Below are 23,433 nucleotides of genomic sequence, written 5' to 3'. Positions count from 1 at the left end.
TTGGGAAAGTTTGGTAAGCCAATTTTTCCCACTTATACTCGCACAAAAGCCCTCGTCTTTACTCCCTTCCACACCCTATTGCTGACCCTAGCAGAATTATAACTATTTCGAGATACAATGTTTTAACAGGTTCGTATCCGGTTAATAGAATGCCTTCTGCTGATTTGTCGTTATTGTATGACTAATTATTTACCTATAACTATTTTCATCGTTGAGGATAACCCCTGGTACGGTGAATTACTGGAGTACAAACTCGCTCAAAATCCAGATTACACCATACGGCGTTTCACTACGGCGAAAGACTGTTTGGCCAACTTGGGTGATCAGCCTGACTTGATTACGCTCGACTACTCTCTTCCCGACGGCAAGGGTGACCAAGTCTTTCGACAGATTAAGGAGCGTCTGCCAGAAGTTGCCGTTATAATTATTTCGGGCCAGGAAGATATTACTACTGCTATCGGCTTGCTGCGGCAAGGAGCTTATGACTATCTAGTAAAGGACGAAGAGACAGCTGACCGGCTCTGGAACGCTGTCGGAAATGTTCGTAAGCAGTTAGCATTACGGCAGGAAAACGCCCGCTTGCGTGAGCAGATTGGCCGTAAATACGACCCCAAACACGCCATTTTAGGCAATAGCCCGCAAATGCGGCACCTGGCTTCCCTAATTGAAAAAGCGGCACGCACTAATATCACAGTTTCCATAAGCGGAGAAACTGGCACAGGGAAAGAACTAGTAGCCAAAGCCATTCACTTCCAGTCAGAAAGGCGTGACTATGCCTTTGTCGCTGTCAACGTTGCCGCTATTCCACGCGAGCTAATAGAGAGCGAGCTTTTTGGCCATGAAAAAGGCGCTTTTACGGGTGCTGTCAACCGGCGAATTGGTCGTTTTGAAGAAGCTCACAAAGGCACACTGTTCTTAGATGAGATTGCCGAACTTGATTTGAGTCTCCAAGCCAAGCTGCTGCGCGTGTTGCAAGAGCGTGAAGTTAGCCGCGTCGGAGGCACGGCCCCCATCCCGTTCGACGCACGCCTGATGGTAGCAACGCACCGCGACTTAGCACAAGAAGTGCAAGAAGGGCGTTTCCGCGAAGATTTATATTATCGGTTGCTAGGTTTACCTATCATACTTCCACCGTTGCGTGAACGCGGCCAAGATGTGCTACTATTAGCTGAGTCTTTTCTACAAGACTTCTGTGCACAAAACAATCTTCTGGCGTGTAAGCTGTCCGATGATTCGAAAAAGCTACTGCTTCAGTACCCGTTCCCAGGTAATATCCGCGAATTGAAAGCGGTAGTCGAGCTAGCGGCCGTACTAACGGAAGGAGATGTTATCTATCCCCAAAGCCTCTCCTTACGGCGGCAACAGACGGCTACTAGCAGCAATGGGGCCGAGGACATACCGCAGGATGAGTCGCTTCGGGCGCAAACGGCGAATATTGTTCAGCGGTATCTCGATGCACATAAAGGGAATATCTTGCAAGTAGCGGCCAAGTTGCAGATCGGTAAGTCTACTATTTATCGTATGGTACAAAACAACGAGGTCCGCATACGCTGATCATCACGCTTTCTGTACCACGATGAGTTCTATCGCTTTACGACATCTGCGCAGGCAGCTGCAATGGACACGCCGAGCACAAGCGGCTGCGGAAGGTGAGCTTCACGTGTTACGTGAGCAAATACAAGAGCAGAATGTAGCGGCAGCTCGTCAGGCATCAGCCTTGTTTCAGACGATGAGCACGGCCGTAGTTGCACTCACGCAGCACTACACTGTGGCGCTGGTGAACGAGCGTTTGTGTGGCTTATTTGGCTTGACTGAGCGGCCAGAACTTTATGTCGGTGAAGTCTATACTGCGCTTTTCGACCAAGCCACTATCAAGTTCTGCGATGCTCATAGAGTCCGGGCGCAGCTACGCTCTGCCGTTTACAGTCAAACCAGAGTGACGGGGCTGATTGCTAAGCTCACGGATGGCAAAGTACTGCAGTGTGACTACCTACCAGTTGTACAAGAAGGGCAAACTACGTTGCACTTGTGGAGCTTTGAGAATGTAACGCAGCAACAACAAACGCAGCAGCGTATTCAAGAGCTTTCGCGTTTGGCCGAGCAGAGCCCTTACCCCATCATTAATTTTAATCGTATTGGCCAAGCATTATACGCCAACCCAGCCGCCGAAAGTGTCCTGACGGACCTAGCTTCTCCCACGGAGCAAGCATGCCAGGAACATCTGCTCCGAGAAATAGCCCAAGCGTTAGCTGAGTGCCAGCCCCGTACGTCAGAACGACAGCTTGCCAATCACTTTTATCTCTGGACGGTTGTGCCCTTACCACAGGAGGAGAGTGCCAACGTTTACCTGACGGATATCACCGCTCGACGCAACGCAGAAGCAGACTTGCTACGCAGCCAGCTGTTTGTGGCTCGTATCAACGATACGGTACCTATTCTGTTGCTCTTGTATGACCTAGAAGAACAACAGATTACATACGCTAACCGACAGTGTTACCACCTACTAGGCTACTCAGAGTCCGAGATAATGGCGATGGATCGTGTCGCATTAATTCAGCTCGTGGTAGTGGAGGACCGACATCTGTTACCGCAGCAATCAATTGATTTAAAACATCTTGTAGATGGCCAGACTGTAACGGCAGAGTACCGACTGCGCCACCGTGATGGTACGCATAAGTGGTTCCGCTTTATGAGCACGGTTTTCACTCGCCACCCCGATGGTCGAGTGAAAACCGTGGTAGCTAGTGCCCAGGATATAACGCAGCAGCGTACTACTGAGCTAGCCCTGCATCAGAGCCAGTTGTTTGTGGAGCGAATTGCCAATACCGCTCCCAACATGATTTATCTCTTCGACTTGCGCACGCTTAGCAATGTGTATAGCAATCGACAGGCGTACAGCCTGTTTGGGTACACCGAAGATGAGCTCCAGCAAATGGGATCGGGCATGTTGGCGCAGCTATTCCCAGCATCAGAGGTGCGAAGAATCGAGCGGCACATACGAGAACTGCAAAAGCTAGCTGATGGCGAGGTCCTTACCATTGAGGTATACATCATTCACCGGAGTGGCTTCGTCCGGTGGATACGCATGACACATTCACCGTTTGAGCGCGACGCCCACGGTGCTATGCAGCAGATAATTGGAGTGGCGGAGGACATAACGAAATGGAAAACAGCTGACGAGCAGCGCCGTGCTGCCAACCGACGCCTCGCGGAGCAGAACCACTTGTTTCGCCAAGTTATTGATACAACGCCTCACCTGATTTATCTGAAGGATGAGCAAGGCAACTATTTGCTCGCCAACCGCGCCACAGCAGACTTATTTGGCCTAAGCACCGCCGAAATCATCCGCACAAATCCGTCGCAACTTCCTGTTAATGCAGAGGAAGCCGCCGAATACCTACAGTTTGATCGGCAAGTAATCACCACGGGGCGCGAAGTAGTAGGCGAAGACAAGTTTACTCAGGCCAATGGGGATGTGATGTGGTTCTATAGTATAAGAAGGCCATTTGAACTAGCCGATGGCACAGTGCAAGTGCTTGGTGTTTCCAGCAACATCACTGAGCTGAAGCAGGTACAGAATGCGCTACGGGAGGCGAAGGAGGCTGCGGAGGAAAATGCCAATACCAAGCAGGCTTTTCTGGCCAACATGAGCCACGAAATTCGCACACCCATGAACGGGGTGTTAGGCTTGGCTTCGCTGCTGGCCAAAACGCCCCTGGATGAGCAGCAAAGCCAATATCTGGATCATATCCGCCATTCTGCCGAGAACTTATTAGTAGTTATTAACGACATCTTAGCCATGGCACAACTCGGAGCCGGCAAGATTCGGCCGGAAGCAACGCACTTTGATTTGCGTGAGGTGTTGCAAGCTAGCCTACATTCTCTGCAACCCCGGGCAAACGAGAAAGGAATCGTTCTTCAGCTCGAAGAGCCCTCGGCGCAAGTGGCGACGTTTGTAATCGGAGATCCTTACCGGTTACGCCAAGTTTTACTCAATTTGCTCAGCAATGCCGTTAAGTTTACCAACGACGGGACTGTGTGGCTTAGTTGCCGTTTGCTAACCGAATCGGAGGATGAGGTACGCTTTGAATTTAGCGTGCGTGATACGGGTATTGGAATTCCAGCGCATCAACTCAAGAATGTATTTGAAGCCTTTACTCAAGCCTCTGATAGTACAGCCCGCGAATACGGGGGATCAGGGCTAGGCTTAAGCATCTCACGTGGCTTAGTGGAGTTGTTACGTGGCGAGATTACAGCAGAGAGTCAGCCTAACGAAGGCAGTACCTTCCGCTTTAGCCTGCCTTTCGCGCCGGCTTCGGCCGACGCCATACCTGTGCCCTCTGCCCTGCCAGAGTCGCACTACCAAAGCCTAGGAGATAGACGCGTACTCCTCACTGAAGACAATCGCATCAACCAGATGCTGGTAGAGGTGATACTCCGAAACTGGGGCATGCATGTGGATACGGCTAGTACCGGCCAGGAGGCTATAGCGTTGTTCCAGCAGCATCGCTATGACGTTGTATTGATGGACATTCAGATGCCTGGCCTGGATGGAGTAGCAACGACGAACTTGCTCCGCCAGCATGCCGATCCTGAGCGGGCCGCTACCCCAGTCATAGCACTTACGGCCCACGCTATGCCCGGCGAAAACGAGCGGTACCGCGCGGCGGGCCTAGATGGCTACCTATCGAAGCCATTCCGCGAAGAAGATCTATTCCGGGTTATGGCAACGGCCCTGCAAGAGCGGCCGCAAGTGACGCAACTACCAACTGTTGCCCCGGTGCAGGAACCTGCGGAACCGCTATATGACCTCAGTAGTATCCGGCGCTTGACGCATGACAACGAAGCCTTTGTACGTCGTTTGGTAAATCTTTTCATTCAGACTACCCCGCCTTGTGTGCAGGACTTAGAAAAGCACTTAGCCGACCAACAATGGGAAGCGCTAAGCGCTGCGGCCCACCACTTAAAAAGCTCGCTCGACGGCTTACAGATTAAACCGCTACACGATACTATTCGCCAGATAGAAGCTTGTAAGCTAGCTCCTACTGATCTGACAGCCGTCGAGACGCAAGTAGCTAGGGTTCGGGATGTGACTACGCGAGTAATTGCCCAATTGCAAGAGGAGTTTCCGAATTAATTAGGTAAATAGGAGTCAGTGGAGTAGCAAATACCTGTAGGTTTTTCGAAAAGAACATAATTATACTAAACTCATTTGCTTGTTCTTGAGTTAACCTATCAAAGTAGTCAGTATCTTGTAATCATCTTTTTCGGTTGCTAGCGAGGCTGGCTTTTCACTTCTCCTAATACCTACTCCGATGTCTCTTTTGATTTTCTTTGGACTGATCCTCGCCACTGCTCTTCTTGCCATCAATACCGTTGATAATATCAAAGCAATGCTGACTCCTCAGCCGGTACGTGCTAACAATGGCTAAATAAAGGCTAACAGCCTTTTGTTGACAGCGTCTTCCCACCAGAAGGCGCTGTTCTTTTTTGCTGGCTACCCATCAACTCACCTGCTTGGTGATAGCCCATAAAAAAAGCAGCCACTGGCTGCTTTTCAGTTGATTGGTTAGGAAGACGCGAAAATTAGCGGATAACTAACTTGCGCATTTCGCTGGTGTTATCGGAAGCGATTTTAATATAGTACAAGCCGCCTGCAAACTTCGTCAAATCCAGCGTCTTGGTATAGCGGTCATTCAGTTCGCTCAAGTTTTCGCGGTATATAACGGAGCCGATGACGTTCAAAATTTGAAGCTCTAAACGACGGCCTTCGAATCCATTGATAGCAACATGAACTATACCCGTACTTGGGTTAGGATAGACCAGCATCGATTTATCGTCGCTTGCCCGCGAAGTCGCCATGACCCGTTCGGTCACCGGCTGCGCCAGCGCAGCAGGAGCGCTGCTACGTGTTGCACCTAGGGTCAACACGGTAAGTAAACAAAAAAAATGTAATCGTTTCATCATAGGAATACGCGGGTGTAAACAAGGGCGCGCAGAATACGGTACTTAACGTCTGCCACTTAATTAGGTTTACAAAGGTAGAGAGAATCATTCATTAAATGTCTTGAATATAATTCTTCTTTGTGAAAGTTGGCGCTTTTTTCCTCGTATTCACTTCTTTATCCACTTTAATTCGCTCAGTAAGTTGGACGTTCTCATTATTGGCGGCGGCCTAGGTGGCCTGACAGCAGCCTTAGACTTAGCGGCACGCGGCCATGAGGTGACCGTAATAGAACGCAAAAAATTTCCGTTTCATAAAGTTTGCGGAGAGTACGTCTCCAACGAGGTACTACCCTACTTACGACGTCTCGGTGCCGACCCGGGCGTATTAGCACCGGCGCAGCTTACGCGCTTCTTACTTAGCTCGCCAGCCGGGCGCACACTTACCACCTCCCTCGACCTAGGCGGGTTTGGCGTGAGTCGCTATTCGCTTGATCATTATCTTTATCAGTTGGCGGCAGAGCGTGGGGTTGTGTTTCACCAAGCGGCCACGGTAACCGATGTAACGTTCGACTCAACCGCCGACCACCATCAGGTGCAGCTAGCCGACGGACGACAGCTCACGGCGCGGGTGGTGCTAGGGGCATATGGCAAGCGCACCAACTTAGACCGGCAACTCCAGCGCGCTTTTTTTCAGCAACGCTCGCCCTACCTTGGTGTGAAATACCACCTGCGGCTAGCCTACCCGCGCGACGTAATTGCGCTGCACAACTTTGCCGATGGTTACGCAGGCATCTCCGCCATTGAGGATGACAAGTTTTGCTTTTGCTACCTGACCACGCGGCAAAACCTCAAAAAGCACGGCACCATTCCGGCGATGGAGAAGCAGGTGCTAGCTCGCAATCCGCTGCTGCGCCACATTCTGCAAGAAGCGGAGTTCCTGTATCCGCAGCCGGAAGTAATCAACGAAATATCGTTTGCTTCTAAAAGTTGCATCGAAGACCATGTGCTAATGTGCGGCGATGCAGCCGGCCTTATTACGCCGCTTTGTGGCAACGGCATGGCTATGGCTATTCATGGGGCCCGGCTTGTGGCACAACGTACCCACGAGTTTTTGCTAGGGCAGCTAGGTCGGACGGCGATGGAGAACCACTACCGGCACGATTGGCACCAGCAATTTGCAGCACGGCTCCGCGTAGGACGTTTGGTACAGCGCTTATTCGGACAGCCTACTTTGAGCGAGGCCGTTGTAGGGGGCTTGCGTCATTGGCCAGCGGCGGTGCAAGCGATTATGCGGCGTACGCACGGGCAACCATTTTAGCACCAAATTTTACCAGGTGGACGGCCTGACCACTGCCCAGTTAAATTGCGTATACTGCGATTAATGACCACGTTTCTATGTGCCATTGGCACGGCCACCCCTCCGCACCTTATTCCTCAGCCTAAGATTGCCGACTTCATGGCGACGGCGCTGCAACTCGACGCATCTGATACGCGCAAGCTGCAAGCCTTGTACAGAGTGTCTGGCATTGGCCAGCGCTACTCCGTTCTGCCTGATTATGGTCGCACAAACGGGGAGTTTACGTTTTTTCCTAACACCCCTGACTTAGAGCCGTTCCCAACGGTGGGTCAGCGCATGGGTGTGTACCGGGAGCATGCCTTGCCGCTGTCGGTAGCGGCCGTACAGGATTGCTTGCGCCAAGTGCCGGATGTTGAGCCAAGTGCCATTACGCACCTGATTACAGTGAGCTGCACAGGTATGTACGCGCCTGGCTTAGATATCGAGCTAGTAGCAGCACTAGGGCTATCCACGGCGGTGCGCCGCACGTGTGTCAATTTTATGGGCTGCTATGCGGCATTCAATGCCTTGAAGCTAGCCGACGCATTCTGTTTGGCCGATCCCAAAGCCTGCGTGCTGATTGTATGTACAGAGTTGTGTACCATTCACTTCCAGAAAAACAAAGAGGAGGATCATCTCGTCTCAAACGCACTGTTTGGCGATGGTTCGGCGGCGGCCTTGGTACGGAGCCGCCCCGCTGAGCAAGGACCTAGCTTGGAACTTGCCGCGTTTCATTGCGAAATAGAGTCGGATGGCCATAAGGATATGGCGTGGCATATCAACGACTTCGGCTTCGAGATGACGCTGTCGTCGTACGTACCGCGCATGATTCAGCGGGGCATTCGGCAGCTAACTGATGGGTTACTGGCAAAGCTGCCCGTAGAGTTGGCCGACATTCATGCATTTGCCATTCACCCCGGCGGACGCAAGATCTTGGAAACCATTGAGCAAGAGCTAGGTCTTACCGCCCAAGACAACCGATTTGCTTACCAAGTGCTGCGCGAGTACGGCAACATGTCGTCGGCAACGGTACTGTTCGTGTTGCGCGAGCTACTGCAAAGTCTTACCCCCGCCAACAACCAGGACCCCGTGCTGAGCTTTGCCTTCGGCCCAGGCCTAACCCTGGAAGCGATGTTGCTAACGGTGGCGTATTGCTCCTGTGCAACGGTTGACAGTGCCGTGAGCAGCGCGGTAGAAAAGGCTTAGCAGGACGATGGATCTTCGCCAGCGCGCTACGGAAGAGGAATTGATGGACAATCTAACGCTAGCTTCCGACGATCTTCGTCAGAACCTAGATGAGCTGGAAACCATTAATACGTGGCTTGGGGGCTACGAACCCATCTTGCAAGCATTCAGTTCGTTGGAGAAGTCCTTTCCTGAAGCCCCTGCGCTGCAAGTAGCAGACCTAGGGAGCGGGGGCGGCGACACGCTACGGCGCATTGCGAAGTGGGGCCGACGGCGAGGCGTGAAGCTGGCGCTCGTTGGCGTTGATGCCAACTCCTTCATGCTGGACTATGCTGCCGCACGCAGCCAGAGCTACCCCGAAATTCGGTACGAGCAAGCCGACGTATTCAGCTCTAAGTTCCAAGCGCAGCAATACGACATTATTACGGCGAGCTTATTTTGTCATCACTTTCCCGACGCGCAACTCGTCACGCTTCTGCGTGCATGGCAGCAGCAGGCTCGCCGCTGTGTTATTATCAACGACTTGCATCGGCATTGGCTGGCTTACTACAGTATCAAGTGGCTTACGCGGCTGTTTCGCGGCTCGTATTTAGTACGGAATGACGCGCCGCTTTCGGTAGCCCGCGCTTTCACCCGCCACGATTGGCAGCGCCTTCTGCAACAAGCTGGCATTAAGAAATACCGCTTGCGTTGGCGCTGGGCCTTCCGCTGGCAAGTCATCTTATGGAGTGACTGATTGGCTTCGCACTGAGTGATTGTTCTCGTACCTTACCCGGCTGTCTTGCTCAGTCACTCAGTCACTCAGTCACTCAGTCACTCAGTCACTCAGTCACTCAGTCGAACAGCACAGCGGCGACACGAAAGGTATTGACGTGAGATTCAACGATATCGGCGAGCCGCTCGGAGTAGCCGCCACCCATGCACACCACTACCGGGAGCTGATGCCGGTGACATAGCTCGAGCACCAACTCGTCGCGCTGCTGGCAGCCTGTTCGCGTCAAGGCCAGGTGACCAAGCTTGTCGGTGGCTAGTACATCGACCCCAGCTAGGTAGAAGACGAAGTCGGGCGCTACCTCATGCAATAGACGGGGCAGCGTATCGCCCAGCAAAGCTAGGTATGCTGCATCATCAGTTCCATCGGGCAATGGTAAATCCAGGTCAGATTGTTCTTTACGGTGCGGGTAGTTGCGGGCACCGTGCATAAAAAAAGTAAACACCCGCGGCTCATGCTGAAAAATGGCTGCCGTGCCATTTCCCTGGTGCACATCGAGGTCTACAATCAGAATCTTTTGAACACGCGGTTCATGCGCCAGCAGGTAGTGCGCAGCGGCAGCTTGGTCATTGAGCAAACAAAACCCTTCGCCCCGATCGGCAAAGGCGTGGTGCGTACCACCTGCCACATTGAGCGCAACACCGTGGTGCAAGGCACGCCGAGCGCATTCGATGGTACCACCCAAAATGGTTACTTCTCTTATAAACAGCGCTTCTGACCACGGGAAACCTGTTGCGCGTTCTTCTTGGCGCGTGAGCTGCCCATGCTGCAGCCGGTGATAATAGTCGGCCGTATGCGTGCGCAGAATATCTTCTTCAAGTGGTGGCGTCGGCCGAAAGAAATTAGCTTCCGTGACGATGCCTTCACGCAGTAGCTGCTCGGGCAGCAGCTCGTACTTGAGCATTGGGAAGCGGTGCCCTGCAGGCAGCGAATGAGCGTAGCAAGGCGCCCATGCAATAGGAAGCATACGTTGTTGTAAATGGGACCACAAGGACACAAGCACTAGCAGACCTAGGTACGGCAGAAGTGGTGCGCCCGTCCACTTGCACAACCAGTAAGGAAGGCAGTCGAAAGGGCTACAAACAAAAATAACCGCCAGCGGGGCGGTTACTTTCGGACTCCTGGCTTTCTTGTGAGGCGTACTGGGCTCGAACCAGTGACCTCTACCCTGTCAAGGTAGCGCTCTGAACCAACTGAGCTAACACCCCAAAAGCCATCTGGCGGCGGCCGGAAGGAAGTAAAGATATGGATTTGACCGGCATTTAAAATAGATTTCGGAAAAATATTTAAAGAGTCCGGCGAGGGGCTGTCGCAACCTTCTTGATAGGCACAAGTATAGCGTTACACAAACGTCTTATGTGCTAGCTGATACCCCCGTCATCTATGAAAAAGCTTCTTCTCTTTTTCGCGCTTTGCCTTGCCTCTACCACGTTCGTTCGGGCACAAGAAGGCCCTCCTGGTATCCGTTCGTCCACTGATTACGGCACCGGCACCAACGATTCGCGCAATAACGGCTTTGGCATCAAAGGCGGTTGGAACCTGGCCGGCGTGCGCGGCGACAACAAAAGCTCTCTCACCAACCGCAACAACCTCAACGGTTTTTTGGCAGGCATTTACGCCCAATTTGCGCTAAATGACGCCTTTTCTATTCAGCCAGAATTCCTGTACTCGCGCAAAGGCTACGAGGCCGACCCAAGCGGCGCAGCCGTGCTGCTACGGAAAACCCAGCTCGATTATCTACAGGTACCCGTGCTGTTCGTGTATAACTTTCTCGACAATGTGAGTGTGCACGTTGGACCGCAGGTTGCCTTGCTGATCAATGCCAAGAACTCAACCTTAGATACCAGCATCAGCCAAGCCGGCTTTCATAGCCTCGACTACGGCGCCGTGGGCGGCCTCGAGGCTCGCATTGGACCAGCCCGCGTAGGCGCCCGCTACGACCTAGGCCTAGCAAAAATCCGGAAGGCTTCGGCCATGCCCATGGGTGATAAGCTCTACAATCAAGCGGTCCAGGTATACCTAGGTCTGGGCTTTTCGCGATAACATCAGCGGCTAGCTGCTTCAGCTAGAAAGGAAGCCTGCGCATGCGTAGGCTTCCTTTTTTGTAATCTTAACCCAGCATCAGACACCGCTATTCTCTATGGTCAGTTACCAAGCACTTAGCGCCAGCTCGCAGGCAATGAATGCCATTAATCATAGCCGGGAGCTGATGATAGAGCACGGCATGGGGATGCTCGGCGCGTGGGCGCTGCTCAATTTGCTAGTGAGCGGCTATTTTGCGGCTCGCACCGATACACGCACCGAGATTCACTACTTCCATCAAATGAACATTGGTTGGAACTTCGTGAATGCGGTGCTTGCCGTGGCTGGCATCTTACGGGCCCACCCCAACCAGGTAGCAGGTATGAACTTGGCTACTAGCCTCACCGAGCAATTTACCACCGAAAAGATCTTGCTATTCAACGCCGGCCTCGACGTGGCGTACTTAGCTTGCGGCAGCTGGCTCCGCGCCCGCGCAGCCTCCGCGCTTCAGCGCCCCGAGCGGCTACTCGGTTTTGGCCAGTCACTCTGGTTGCAAGGCGGATTTCTGCTCTTGTTCGACCTAGGCCTTTATCTGCGCTATCATTCGTTTGCCAACGAACTACTGGGCCTACTTCCCGCCTAGCAGAGCTAGGCCTACGATTTTGCCAAAACGAAAAGCCCCGTTAGGATTACCAACGGGGCTTTTCGTTTTACTGCGTGTTAGTTCTTACGAACGAGGCGCGTGCTGACCTTCTAAGATTTCTTCTACTATCTTCTTGTTGAAGGCCGGAATATCATCGGGCTTGCGGCTGGTGATCAAGCCTTTGTCTACTACTACCTCTTCGTCGACCCAGTGGGCACCGGCGTTCTTGAGGTCCGTTTTGAGGCTAGGCCAGCTGGTCATGGTTTTGCCGTGTACCAGGCCGGTTTCGATCAGCGTCCAGGGGCCGTGGCAGATGGCAGCCACTACTTTACCCGAGCGCATGAACTCGCTAGCGAAGTCTACGACTGATTTCTCTAGGCGCAGCTTGTCTGGGTTGATCTGGCCACCGGGCAGCACAAGGGCATCGTAATCAGCGGCGTTTACTTCGTCAATAGTTTTGTCGACATCTACTTTGTCGCCCCAATCGGTCATGTCCCACCCTTTGATGGAACCGCTTTTCAGAGAAATTACGTCGACGTCGGCGCCCTCGTCTTCGAGGTATTTCTTGGGCTTAGTCAACTCAACTTGTTCGAAGCCGTCGGTGGCAACAATGGCTATCTTCTTGCCTTTCAGTTTATCACTTCCAAAGAGACTCATAATCGTGGTATTGCAGGTGGTGTGGGTGGAAAACGGCGGCATAAGCCACCAAAAAAGCCGAAGCACCTAGGTGCTTCGGCTTTTCTTTAACGCGGCTGAACCGCGACAGTTAGTACATGATTGTGGGTATCACTCGGCCCGCTCGCGCTTCAGCTCTTTGCGCAGGCGGCGCACACGCTCATCGAAGCCATCGGGGTCGTAGCTGATTTCTTCCACGTCGAGGTCGTCCAGCAGCTCCATCAGGTTGTCGGAGTGGTCGGTACGGGTAGCGCTAGTTAGGTTCACGAAGGCCATTTCCGACCACAGCAAGGCTTTTAAGCGCGTACCTTCTTCGTTCCGCATCTGCATTTCTACCACTAGGTTGGAGTTGTCGAAGTGGATAATCTGGCTGCGGATTAGCACGTTTTCGCCGTGATTAGCGGGGCGCAAGTAGGCTAAGTGGTGCTTCGTAACCACCCAACCCGCGCCCGATTTGCTCGCTAGCTGGGTGAGGTTGAGGGCATAATGCTTCAACACATGATCTTCCCGAGCATTGAGAAAATAATCGAGGTACCGGGCATTATTGAGGTGCCCAAACGGGTCGCAATCCTGAAAGTGGATGCGGTGCATAGTTTCCGGCGACTGAGGCAAGGCGGGCATAGGCGGAGAAGCTAGGTCGGAAGGTTAATACGCGAATGTAATAGAGGCGTTTGACCTAGGCCGCTTTTTGCTGCTCAGTCTCCACGGCTTTAGCTTTTCTTTTCAGCGGGTGGGCCCGTCACTTTCACTTTGTCATCCTTACCGACTCCTGACATTACTTCCACGTTGATACCATCAGAAAGCCCAGTTTTTACCATTCGCTTCTGAAACTGCTGCGGTCCGGTCTCGACTTCCACAAACACACTGTCTTTGTTGATCTTACCAAATTGCAGTAGACTTTCGCGCACCGCCAGCACTTGCGTGCGCTTCCCTAACACAATATCGCCGTTTGCCGAATAATTAGCCCGCAAAAACTCGCCGGGCTTGAGCCTCACCTTGGCCCGCACCAAGAACTTGATGGCGCCGTCTTCCAGCACGCCCTTCGGGGCGATGTACTCGAGGGTAGCGGGGAAAGTCTGGTTTTCCAAGGCGCCCACGCTCAGCGCGATGTCCATGCCTTCGCGCACTTTCCCCACTTCACTTTCATCGATTTTACCCTCGAAAATCAAGCTTTGCATGTCGGCCACCGAGGCGATGGTGGTGCCTTCGTTGAAGTTGTTGCGCTCAATCACTGACGAGCCCACTTTCACCGGCACATCGAGCAGCAGGCCCGTGATGGTGGAACGCACCAAATTCAGCGAGCCACCCGTGTTGCGTGAGGCTCCGCGCTGGGCGATCTGCAGGTTGCTTTCGGCCGCTTCGAGCTGTTGTTTTTTGGCTGTATAATCAGCCACGTAGCGGTTGTATTCCTGCTGAGCAATTACTTTTTGGTCGTACAAAGCTTGTTGTCGATCTAGCTCCGTCTTGCTCGTTTGCAAGGCAATGCGCGCGGCTTGAATGCCCGTTTGGGCCGTATTTACGTTCGCGGCACTAGCCACCGTGCGAATGCGGGCAATCAGTTGGCCTTGCTTCACCGGCTGGCCGGCTTCCACGTACAGCTCCTCCACAATACCTGATACCTGCGGTTTGATTTCTACCTCACGGCGCGGCACAATGCTGCCCGTAGCGACCGTCTTCTTCACGATGTCGGTCACAAACGGCTTCTCCGTTTCATACGTTACCGGGTCGGTATGCGCTTGGCGGTAAAAGTAATAGCCCAACCACCCAAAACCCGCCAGTACTAGCAAGAGCAACAGCCCCAGGAAAACTCTTTTCATCGATGTAAAATAGTGTACCGATCCGTAACCTCTAGTAAGGTTTTATGAATTTCTTATCTGCCTGCTTGAAGCAGGCCTTTACGCTGAAGGCAGAATTCCCAATCCTTAGAGATCAAGATCTTGCTGTAAAAACCAAATTCATTCATCCTTTAAGGCAATTACTGGCTGCACCTGAGCCGCTTTGGCAGCCGGAACGAGGCCGGCTATTGCGCCCGCTACCACTAGCAAGGCCACGGCCGTGAGGGCCACACTAACGTCTACCTGCGGGTTGGCAAAGAAGCCTATTTCCTGCCCCGCAATCAGGGTGTTAATGCCCGCCATGAGTGCCGTGCCGAATAGCAGACCTAGCATACCCGCCGCCGCCGTGATGACGATACTTTCTTGTACAATCAGACTCACAATGCTCCACGGCGTGGCGCCTAGTGCTTTGCGTATTCCGATTTCCTTCGTGCGCTCTTTCACCACAATGAGCATGATATTACTCACGCCAATGATGCCGGCGAGAATGGTGCCGATGCTCACCAGCCAGCTGAAGCTAGATATACCTAGGAATAAGCCTTGTACGCGGCTATACTCTTCCTCCACGTTGGCCGAACCAAAAGCGCGTTCATCTGTCGGCGCTACCTTGTGCTGCTGAGCTAGCACCTGCTTGACTTTGACCTCGACTTCCTTGGCGGGAACCCCCGGCTTGGGGATGAAGGCAAAGAAGCCCACTTGATTCGGCTTGTTGAAGGTGTTTTGCAAGGCGGTGAGCGGAATATAAATCGTTTGGGCATCTTCCTGGGCCTCCTCGGCCTCGCCGCTACCCTTGAACACGCCCACCACCCGGAAGTAGATGCCCTTGATGCGAATGTCTTGACCGATTGGGTTCTCACTGCCAAAGAGCACCTCTACCACCCGCTCACCGATAATGGCAATTTTGCGCCGCTCCCGAATATCCGGCTCATTGATAAACCGGCCTTCGGTGAGATTCACGGGGCGTACGGCCGGAAAAGCGGGGTACTCGCCTTTCACAGAGAAGGTAGAGCTTTTGGCGCCGTACTGAATGGAGAAATCTCCGTCTAAGGTGTTGCGTGGTAGCACGAGTGCTGCCTCGGGCACGCCACGCTGCAAGGCGGTCACGTCGTCGTTGGTGAACTGGATAAAGCGCCCCACTTTCAGGCCGGCGTAGGGTACGCTCGTGCGCTGTGACCACACGAACACAGCATTTTTTGCCACGTTGAATTGGCGCTCGACCCCGTTGCGCAAGCCTTTGCCAGCACCTAGCAACACCACTAGCATGAAAATACCCCAGAAGACCCCAAAGGCCGTCAGGCTGGTGCGCAGCTTATGCCGCCGCACCGTTGCCCATATTTCCCGCCATTTATCTAGGTCAAACATGGCTTCTTCTATTGATCCATTGACAGATTAGAAACTACAGCTCCCCTCCTTTTTTAAGGAGGGGTTGGGGGTGGTTAAGGTTGGGAGAACGATGCTAGCCACTAGAAGCTAGCTTTGTTCTCCCAACCTTAACCACCCCCGGCCCCTCCTTAAAAAAGGAGGGGAGCTAGCAACTAACTCTAGCTTCTCTGATTTTAAGTACATGGGTATTAATCTGCTCTTAGGGCCTCGATGGGTTTAATGTTGGCAGCTTTCAGAGCAGGAATCAACCCGGCAACTGCTCCGGCTATGACCAGCAGCACAACGGCCGTAACAGCCACACTGGGGTTAACCTCAGGTCGGTCGAAATAGGGAAGCTCGGCACCCGTTTTCTCGATGCCGTAGCGTGCAGCAGCTATCAAGCCCACGCTAGCCAGCAAACCTAGGCCACCAGAAACGCCCGTAATCACAATGGCTTCTTGCAGAATCAAACTCACAATGCTCCACGGGGTGGCGCCGAGAGCTTTGCGCACGCCGATTTCGCGGGTGCGCTCCTGCACGATGATGAGCATGATGTTGCTTACCCCCACCACGCCCGCTACCAGCGTGAGCACGCCAATAACCGACACGAACAGGCGAATGCCGGTAAACAGCCCCAGAAAGCGCTTGCGCTGCTCTTCGGTGTTCTCCAGTTGCAACGCCTGAGCGTCGTCGGGGTTGAAGTGGTGCTGCCCGGCCAACAATAGGCGAACCTTATCAGATAGTACCTGCACCGGCACGCCGTCGCGGGTGCTCAGCACGAGCAACTGCACTTGGTTGTACTGGTTGAAGGTTGCTTGGAACGTGCTGAATGGTGTGTAGGCGCGCTCTTCGTTGCGGCCGTTATTTTGGGTGGTCGTAAAAATGCCCACCACGCGAAACGACACGCCGCGCACCTTCACGTATTGCCCAATGGCATCCTCATCGCCGAATAGCACCTTGCGTACCCGCTCGCCTAGGATAATCACTTTGCGGCGCTCCAACAGGTCCAGAGGGCTAATCAGGCGACCAGCAGCTAGCTTTTCACCGTTGAGGCGAAAGAAATCGCCATCGGCCCCAAAGACTTGGTAAGAACCGTTTTTAGCTCCGCGCTCAATGGTGTACTCGCCCGTTAGGCGGTTGCGTGGGGCAATCAGCTCCACATCACCAATCTGCCGGCGGATAGCTTTCATGTCGTCGTTCGTGAGTTTCACCTGACGACCCGGTTGCAGGCCTTGCCACGGCAACGATACTTTGCCTCCGCTGATAAACAAGCTATTAGGAGCGCTGCCGAAGTTTTTCAGCACGCCGTTTTCCAGTCCCTTTCCAGCTCCAAGCAGCAGTACCAGCATGAAAATGCCCCAGAATACCCCGAAGGCTGTCAGGAAGGTGCGCAGCTTGTTGCGGCGCATCGTGCCCAGAATCTCCTGCCACTTATCTAAGTCGAACATGCTTCATCGAGCAACTGCTTCATTCAGTGAATCGATAACCGAGTGCATGAGCTATCATACAAGTTGACAGCTCACTAAAACACCGATTCACGGCGTCAATCATTAACAATAATCCCATCACGCATTCGGATGAGGCGTTGGGTTTGGTCGGCAATGTCGGTTTCGTGGGTCACGATGACGACGGTCATGCCTTGGCGGTTCACATCCTTGAAGATATCCATCACTTCTTGCGTAGTCTGGGTATCGAGGGCACCGGTGGGTTCATCGGCGAGGATGAGTTTGGGTTGGCTGATCAGGGCGCGGGCAATGGCGACGCGTTGCTTTTGCCCACCCGATAGTTCACTAGGCAGGTGGTCGGCCCGCTCGCGCAAACCCACCCGATCGAGGTACTCTAGGGCGAGACGGTTTCGGTCGCGCCGACTCACTTTCTGGTAGTAGAGTGGTAGCGCCACGTTTTCCATGGCGTTTTTGAAGCTCAGCAAGTTAAATGACTGAAAGACAAACCCAAGGAACTTGTTTCGGTAGTGCGCGGCTTTCGCCTGCGACAAGTTGCGGTCGATGCGCGTGCCCGCCAAATAGTAGTTGCCGGCATCGAAATCATCCAAGATACCGAGGATATTGAGCAGGGTGCTTTTGCCCGAACCCGATGAGCCCATAATGCTCACCAGCTCGCCTTCGCGCACGTGCATGTCAATCCCTTTAAGTACTGGTAACTTGCTGGGGCCTACCGCATAGCTTTTGCGAATGTCTTCCAGCTTAATCATATAAGGTCAAGAGAAATCAAGGAACTAGCTTTTGAATAGGGGCTCGTTTCTCAAAACTAGACGATAATTTCACTCCTCAATATGGGTGGAGTCCTAATTTGTTATTTCATACCCTATATAGTAAAAACAAAAACTCGACAGTAGCCTAGCTTTCGCATGGTACTACTGTCGAGTTCGGCAAGGAAAAGCTAGGTAATTAGTTAGAGGCTTTGCGTGCCTGCATCTGGGCTTGAAGCTGCCGCTTCTTGGCTACGTACTGTTTGTACTGAATAGGCGTGAGCGCTGCCCTTAGCTGCGCTTCTGATGAAGCATTGATGCGGCGCAGCTCAGTCGTTAGCGCGGTTTTGTTGCTACCATACTGTTGGCGCGCAGCATTGACTTGCTCCACGGTGCCGTTCAAAATACCGCGCACCTTGGTTTGCTGAAGAGGCGTCAGTTTCAGCTCATCCGTCATCACATCCGTCAGGTCGCGAGCGGCAGTGGGCGCTACGGCCGGGGCGGGTGCGGGCGCTACCGGCACCGACGTGCGGGCTTCGGGAATATCGGCCCTTCGGCGGCGGGCGCAGCCAAAAGTGAGCGACGTGAGCAAGGCTAGAAAGAGAAGAGAGCGGCTACCAGACATAGATGTGCAAAAGGTGAGTGTGCCCCCTGCATACGTGAAAAATTCGGGCATGGCTATGTGTGGGCAAGCACGGCAGCCGCCGCGTCACTGTGCCCTCCGTATTCATCGGTACTTTCTGGGTATAAGTACGGAAAAATGAGGTAGGCGCCAGCAATAACGCAGTCAGATGCAAGGCCTTGATCGTAAGGCATTACTGTCCAGACCCCCTGGTGCACACTTTCCACCTACCCCTCTTCTTTCACCCGCTATGAAACGACTATTCCTCCCCTTACTAATTGGCGTCACGAGCCTAGGCCTGCTGGCCAGCTGCAACGACGACAATGATGGCCCTAACCAACCCATCTCCTTAGGCGTCCCCCTCGCGCAAGTAGCCACTTCTACTGTGCAATGGACGGGCGTGGGTGTTTCGAAGGAAGGTCGCATTTTCGCCAACTTTCCCCGCATGGAAACCGATACTATCCCCTATTCAGTAGCGGAAGTAAGCGGCGCCCAAGCCACTCCTTTCCCGAACGCGGATTGGAACACCTGGAACCCGACGTTATCCGCGCAAAATCACTTTGTGTGCGTGCAGAGCGTAATTGTTGATGACCAAAACTTCTTGTGGGTCCTCGACGCGGCGTCTCCGCAGATGCGCGGTGTGGTGCAGAATGGCGCCAAGCTGCTCAAGTTTGACCTCAGCACCAAGCAGCTTGTGCAGCGTATCAGCTTCCCCGAAACGGTAGTGTACCCCGGTAGCTACCTCAACGATGTGCGCGTGGATACGCAGAAGAAGTTCGCCTACATTACCGATTCCAACATCGGCGCTATTATCGTGGTGAACCTAGCTACGGGGGAAAGCCGCCGGCTGCTAGGGAACGATCCATCTACCAAATCAGAAAACCTGATTTTGACCGTAGAGGGCCGCGTGTGGCGCAACCGCGCCGGTCAGCTGCCTTCGGTGCATTCCGATGGCCTGGCGCTCACCCCAGACCGCGCGTATCTCTACTACCACGCCACCACGGCGCGCACGCTGTATCGTATCGGCACACAGTACTTGCAGGATGCTGCGTTGCCCGGTCCGCAACTCGCTCAGAAAGTGGAAAACCTAGGTCAGACGGAGCCAACCGACGGCATGGAGTTCGACCCAGCCGGCAACCTGTATCTCACGACGATTCAGCTGAATGCCGTAACACGCATCACCCCTGGCAACCAAACCCAGATTGTTTCGCAGAGCACTCAACTGAAGTGGCCCGACAGCTACGCCGTGGGTCCTGATGGCTCGCTCTACGTGACTACCTCGCAGCTGCACATCCCGCGCGCCGAACGCACCGAGCCTTATCGGATTTTCAAGTTCAAGCCGTAGTAAGCAGCTTTAAAACGGATACTAACAAGAACGTCCTGCGGAGCTAGGCTCCGCAGGACGTTCTTGATTTTACCCTTACGAAACTAACCTACCCAATCGGCGGCAGGCTCGCTTCTAGGCGGGAGCGTAGGCGCTCGTGCTGCTTGGGCAACATGAGGTTCGTACCTAGCTCGGCAAGTGGTTCATCCACGGTGAAGCCGGGGTTTTCGGTGGCAATTTCGAAAAGCACGCCGCCCGGCTCGCGGAAGTACACAGAGTGAAAATAGTCACGGTCGATCTGGGGCGTGGGCTGCAAGCCTCTCTCGATTAGCTTCTTGCGGAAGTAGAGTTCGGCTTCGTCATCTTTCACGCGGAAGGCGATGTGGTGTACGGAGCCGCCGGCCGTTACGCTGCGGGCTTCGCCGGGCACTTCCACCAGGTCGATATAGGCGGCGCCCTGTACCGTATCGGTCACGTAGCGGTAGCGGTTTACGTGGCTTTCCAGCAGCGTGTAGCCGAACACTTCGGTCAGAATTTCAGCCGTGGCTTTGATGCTCGCTAGTGTGAGCGTGACCGTGTGAAAGCCTTTCGTAGCGACATCGGCGCCTACTTCGGCGGTCGTCCAGGGCTTGCGCGTGTCCTCTGTTTTCGACACGATGAGTTCTAGCTTTAAGCCATCGGGGTCTAGGAACGTGAGGTACTGCTCCCCGAATTTCTCACTTGGCTTGTTGTAAGTCACGCCGTGCTGCTCGAAGCGCTTCATCCAAAAATCGAAGCTACCAGCCGGGACAGAATAGCCTACTTCGGTCGCCTGCCCAATACCGCGACGGCCAGGCGTGATATGTTCCCACGGAAAAAACGTGAGGATGGTGCCCGCTGAGCCGGTTTCGTCGCCAAAGTAAAAATGGTAGGTGCCGGGGTCGTCGAAGTTGACGGTCTTCTTCACGAAGCGCAAACCGAGCACGTTGGTGTAGAAATCGTAGTTGCGCTTAGCATTGCCAGCAATAGCCGTTACGTGGTGCAGGCCTAAGATGCGAGGTTCCATAGGGAAAGGGTGAATGAGAATCGAGAGAGGAGGAAAGAAAGCTAGGTAAGCTGTTGGTTGCCCGTTAGCGACCAGCAGTTAGCACCTAGCTTGTAAATATCAGCTGGTTAGCCAAGTCTATTTCTTCTTGCGTGATGGTGTGACCCATGTTCGGGTAGATCTTCTCCGTCACCTGCGCACCTAGCCTGGTGAACAGCGCCGTGGAGACACGTACGCGTTCAACCGGCACGTGAAAATCGGGGTCGCTGCTGCCGATGAAAATGGGCGTGCCCCCGAAATCGCCGGCATAGTTGGCCTCAACTACCTGATTGCCGATGAGGCCACCCGTGAAAGCAGCCACGCCACCGTAGCGTGCGGCATTGCGGGCCACGTATTCTAGCGTGAGGCAAGCCCCTTGGGAGAAGCCCATAAAGTAGATATTTTCTTTGCTGATGCCGTGGCGCTCGGCTTCCGTCACGGCCTTGCTCACGGCGGCCAGCGCATCTGAAAGCCACGGCTCGTTTTGGGCCGGCGGCGCCAGAAAAGACTGCGGATACCACGTGCTTTGGCTAGCCTGCGGAGCTAGCAGAGCATAGGAGCTCACGTGCAGGTGTCGGCCTAACGACAGGATATCGGCGGCGCTGCCGCCCCGGCCGTGCAGCATAATCAGGGCTTTGGAAGCACCGCTAAGCGGCTGCCCGGCGGTGCGAATGGGTTCTTGGTGCATACAACCACTGTAAAAAAGCCTAACCAAGGAACCTTGCCAGGCAAAGGACAAAGAACGCGTTTACGCCACGCTCTCACGATGGTTAAATCCTGCAATCAGAGGTAGATTTTATAGCTGAACCAGCGTGCACCTCGTGCAAAAGTGTACCCCGCAACTGCTTTCACTTACCTAGGTATTAGTCGTGAACAAGACCGGGGAGCGCAACTTTGTTTGCTGCGGGCAGCTATCCTACTCAATACCAGCAGCCTGTGTGTGCTAACGGGCTGACGCAAATGCAGGGCGCCAGGGTGCTCAGCAGCGGATCAGCAAAACAAAGAGGTAGCTAGCGGAGGTCGAGAGCACGGCTGATCGATAAAATATACCTCCGAATGCAGAATTCAGCTATGGAACCACACCACTAGCACCAAGACTTTTGCGCTAACAGTTACGGCTGAGCGCCCTCTTTTCTCGCTAAGCTAGACTAAGCGTAGCAGCGGAAAGAGATTGCTGTAGCCTAGGATAGCACCAGCAAGCTAGGCAGGCGCCCGACTCCGCCACACTGCTCCCCATAATCAACGAAGCTCTACCCTGATGGAAACGAACTTGTTTTCACCCCTGCTAATCCGCGAGGTACGCCTGAAAAACCGGCTGGTGATGTCGCCTATGCAGCAGTACAGCAGTCCCGACGGCTTGGTTGGCCCTTGGCACTTGGTGCACCTAGGTAGCCGCGCGGTGGGTGGTGTGGGCTTGATCATCACGGAGGCCACGGCCGTGACGCCGCAAGGACGTAACACGCTTTTCGACACAGGGCTGTGGAATGAGGCGCAGGTGGCCGCTTGGCGTCCCATTGTGCAGTTTGTGCAAGCGCAAGGCGCCAAAATTGCCGTGCAGCTCTGGCACACGGGCGGTAAAGGCAGCCACGCACACCCGGCCGCGGGCTTTCACTACATCTCGCCCGCCGAAGGCGGCTGGATAACAAAGAGCGCCTCTGCCGTGTCGCTGGATAAGCAGCATACTGCGGAGGCCCTCACAGTAGCAGAAATTCAAACGCTAGTTGCCGACTTTGCCGTCGGGGCGCAACGGGCCGTAGCGGCGGGCTTCGATGCAATTGAATTACACGCGGGGCACGGCTACCTGTTTCACCAATTCTATTCGGCCCTGGCCAACCACCGGCACGACGAATACGGGGGCAGCTTTGAAAACCGGATTCGCCTGTTGGTGGAAACAGTAGATGCCATCCGGGCCGTTATTCCGGCGGGAATGCCCCTGCTGGTCCGCCTGTCGGCCGTCGATTTCTCGGAAGAAGAGCATGCCTGGCACCTAGCCGATTCAGTACGGCTGACGGCCGTGTTGCAGCAGCACGGCGTGGATGTTGTCACGGCTTCGGCTGGCGGGTTTGGCATGCCCGATAAGGCCAAAGTGGTGCCGCTATACCAAGTCCCATACGCCGAGCGGATCAAAGCGGACACGGGTATTCTGACGGGAGCCGTGGGCCTGATCACCACACCGGAGCAGGCCAACACGCTCATCACCAGTGGGCAAGCCGACTTGGTATTACTGGCCCGTGAGCTACTCCGCGACCCGTATTTTCCGTTGCGCGCAGCGCAGGACTTGCACCTCGAAGCGTCCGCACCCGTGCCTTATTTGCGGGCTTTTCCAGGGCTAAACCGCTAGGCAAAGGTCTTCGTGCACGAGGCTCGGGTGAGTCAGGGCGCCTAGCCTAGGTGCAGCCGTTGCGGGTTGGTACGACGGACTATCTTCCTACAGTTCTT

The 23,433-nt window shown here is 54.0% G+C and carries 20 protein-coding genes and 1 tRNA gene; 9 read left to right on the top strand and 12 right to left on the bottom strand.

Translation table 11 applies throughout. The annotated features are described in order from the left end of the window. Nucleotides 1-177 precede the first annotated feature (177 nt). Both SD425_RS02105 and SD425_RS02100 read left to right on the top strand, forming a co-directional pair. The gene (locus SD425_RS02105) at nucleotides 178-1,554 is read left to right on the top strand and encodes a sigma-54 dependent transcriptional regulator (protein ID WP_324674922.1); all 1,377 of its coding nucleotides are present in this window, start codon (nucleotides 178-180) and stop codon (nucleotides 1,552-1,554) included. Nucleotides 1,555-1,576: 22 nt separating this feature from the next. Beyond that, complete coding sequence (locus SD425_RS02100; protein WP_324674920.1) at nucleotides 1,577-5,137, top strand: PAS domain S-box protein; 3,561 nt, start codon at nucleotides 1,577-1,579, stop codon at nucleotides 5,135-5,137. A gap of 449 nt (nucleotides 5,138-5,586) precedes the next feature. On the opposite strand, the gene SD425_RS02095 is transcribed toward SD425_RS02100, so the two are convergent. Then, nucleotides 5,587-5,967 carry a T9SS type A sorting domain-containing protein gene (locus SD425_RS02095; protein ID WP_324674918.1) on the bottom strand — a complete coding sequence of 127 codons (381 nt, stop codon included), beginning with the start codon at nucleotides 5,965-5,967 and terminating at the stop codon, nucleotides 5,587-5,589. Nucleotides 5,968-6,148: 181 nt separating this feature from the next. On the opposite strand from SD425_RS02095, the gene SD425_RS02090 reads away from it, so the two are divergent. The 3 genes from SD425_RS02090 to SD425_RS02080 all read left to right on the top strand — a co-directional run bounded on the left by SD425_RS02090 (nucleotide 6,149) and on the right by SD425_RS02080 (nucleotide 9,203). After that, nucleotides 6,149-7,264, top strand: a complete 1,116-nt coding sequence (locus SD425_RS02090; RefSeq protein ID WP_324674916.1) for an NAD(P)/FAD-dependent oxidoreductase — start codon at nucleotides 6,149-6,151, stop codon at nucleotides 7,262-7,264. A gap of 63 nt (nucleotides 7,265-7,327) precedes the next feature. Continuing rightward, nucleotides 7,328-8,488, top strand: coding sequence for a type III polyketide synthase (locus SD425_RS02085; protein ID WP_324674914.1), 1,161 nt, complete (start codon nucleotides 7,328-7,330; stop codon nucleotides 8,486-8,488). 7 nt (nucleotides 8,489-8,495) lie between these two features. Continuing rightward, nucleotides 8,496-9,203, top strand: coding sequence for a methyltransferase domain-containing protein (locus tag SD425_RS02080; RefSeq protein ID WP_324674912.1), 708 nt, complete (start codon nucleotides 8,496-8,498; stop codon nucleotides 9,201-9,203). A 97-nt stretch (nucleotides 9,204-9,300) separates the two neighbouring features. Here the strand turns inward: SD425_RS02080 and SD425_RS02075 are convergent, their stop codons facing one another. Both SD425_RS02075 and SD425_RS02070 read right to left on the bottom strand, forming a co-directional pair. Further along, entirely contained in the window at nucleotides 9,301-10,206 is a 906-nt protein-coding gene (locus SD425_RS02075) for a histone deacetylase (protein ID WP_324674910.1), read from the bottom strand. A 166-nt stretch (nucleotides 10,207-10,372) separates the two neighbouring features. Then, a tRNA-Val gene (locus SD425_RS02070) sits at nucleotides 10,373-10,447 on the bottom strand. Nucleotides 10,448-10,622: 175 nt separating this feature from the next. Here SD425_RS02070 and SD425_RS02065 point away from each other — a divergent pair. Continuing rightward, entirely contained in the window at nucleotides 10,623-11,282 is a 660-nt protein-coding gene (locus SD425_RS02065; protein WP_324674908.1) for a porin family protein, read from the top strand. 136 nt (nucleotides 11,283-11,418) lie between these two features. Continuing rightward, a complete protein-coding gene (locus SD425_RS02060; protein WP_324674906.1) occupies nucleotides 11,419-11,904 on the top strand; it encodes a DUF6992 family protein in 486 nt (161 codons plus the stop codon). 84 nt (nucleotides 11,905-11,988) lie between these two features. Here SD425_RS02060 and SD425_RS02055 read toward each other — a convergent pair whose 3' ends face one another. The 7 genes from SD425_RS02055 to SD425_RS02025 all read right to left on the bottom strand — a co-directional run bounded on the left by SD425_RS02055 (nucleotide 11,989) and on the right by SD425_RS02025 (nucleotide 18,610). Beyond that, nucleotides 11,989-12,561 carry a type 1 glutamine amidotransferase domain-containing protein gene (locus SD425_RS02055; protein ID WP_324679490.1) on the bottom strand — a complete coding sequence of 191 codons (573 nt, stop codon included), beginning with the start codon at nucleotides 12,559-12,561 and terminating at the stop codon, nucleotides 11,989-11,991. 129 nt (nucleotides 12,562-12,690) lie between these two features. After that, nucleotides 12,691-13,200: an acyl-CoA thioesterase gene (locus SD425_RS02050; RefSeq protein ID WP_324674904.1), complete on the bottom strand. Its 510-nt coding sequence runs from the start codon at nucleotides 13,198-13,200 to the stop codon at nucleotides 12,691-12,693. 89 nt (nucleotides 13,201-13,289) lie between these two features. Continuing rightward, nucleotides 13,290-14,396, bottom strand: a complete 1,107-nt coding sequence (locus SD425_RS02045) for an efflux RND transporter periplasmic adaptor subunit (protein WP_324674902.1) — start codon at nucleotides 14,394-14,396, stop codon at nucleotides 13,290-13,292. Nucleotides 14,397-14,534: 138 nt separating this feature from the next. Beyond that, entirely contained in the window at nucleotides 14,535-15,776 is a 1,242-nt protein-coding gene (locus SD425_RS02040) for an ABC transporter permease (protein ID WP_324674900.1), read from the bottom strand. A 209-nt stretch (nucleotides 15,777-15,985) separates the two neighbouring features. Beyond that, nucleotides 15,986-17,224 (bottom strand): ABC transporter permease, encoded by a 1,239-nt coding sequence (locus SD425_RS02035; protein ID WP_324674898.1) that lies wholly within the window; start codon nucleotides 17,222-17,224, stop codon nucleotides 15,986-15,988. 95 nt (nucleotides 17,225-17,319) lie between these two features. Beyond that, the gene (locus SD425_RS02030; protein WP_324674895.1) at nucleotides 17,320-17,988 is read right to left on the bottom strand and encodes an ABC transporter ATP-binding protein; all 669 of its coding nucleotides are present in this window, start codon (nucleotides 17,986-17,988) and stop codon (nucleotides 17,320-17,322) included. Nucleotides 17,989-18,184: 196 nt separating this feature from the next. Beyond that, a complete protein-coding gene (locus tag SD425_RS02025) occupies nucleotides 18,185-18,610 on the bottom strand; it encodes a hypothetical protein (protein ID WP_324674893.1) in 426 nt (141 codons plus the stop codon). A 247-nt stretch (nucleotides 18,611-18,857) separates the two neighbouring features. Here SD425_RS02025 and SD425_RS02020 point away from each other — a divergent pair, with 247 nt between their 5' ends. Beyond that, nucleotides 18,858-19,952, top strand: a complete 1,095-nt coding sequence (locus SD425_RS02020; RefSeq protein WP_324674890.1) for an L-dopachrome tautomerase-related protein — start codon at nucleotides 18,858-18,860, stop codon at nucleotides 19,950-19,952. An 88-nt stretch (nucleotides 19,953-20,040) separates the two neighbouring features. Here SD425_RS02020 and SD425_RS02015 read toward each other — a convergent pair whose 3' ends face one another. Next, nucleotides 20,041-20,976: a ring-cleaving dioxygenase gene (locus SD425_RS02015; RefSeq protein ID WP_324674888.1), complete on the bottom strand. Its 936-nt coding sequence runs from the start codon at nucleotides 20,974-20,976 to the stop codon at nucleotides 20,041-20,043. An 85-nt stretch (nucleotides 20,977-21,061) separates the two neighbouring features. Continuing rightward, the gene (locus SD425_RS02010; protein WP_324674886.1) at nucleotides 21,062-21,682 is read right to left on the bottom strand and encodes an alpha/beta hydrolase; all 621 of its coding nucleotides are present in this window, start codon (nucleotides 21,680-21,682) and stop codon (nucleotides 21,062-21,064) included. Nucleotides 21,683-22,252: 570 nt separating this feature from the next. Here SD425_RS02010 and SD425_RS02005 point away from each other — a divergent pair. Then, nucleotides 22,253-23,335 (top strand): NADH:flavin oxidoreductase/NADH oxidase, encoded by a 1,083-nt coding sequence (locus SD425_RS02005; RefSeq protein WP_324674883.1) that lies wholly within the window; start codon nucleotides 22,253-22,255, stop codon nucleotides 23,333-23,335. Nucleotides 23,336-23,433: the final 98 nt, after the last annotated feature.

Origin of the sequence: Hymenobacter sp. GOD-10R (genome assembly GCF_035609205.1) — a bacterium.
GTDB lineage: Bacteria > Bacteroidota > Bacteroidia > Cytophagales > Hymenobacteraceae > Hymenobacter.
The sequence above is the reverse complement of the archived record's forward strand: the minus strand, read 5'-3'. Positions and strand labels throughout refer to the sequence as shown.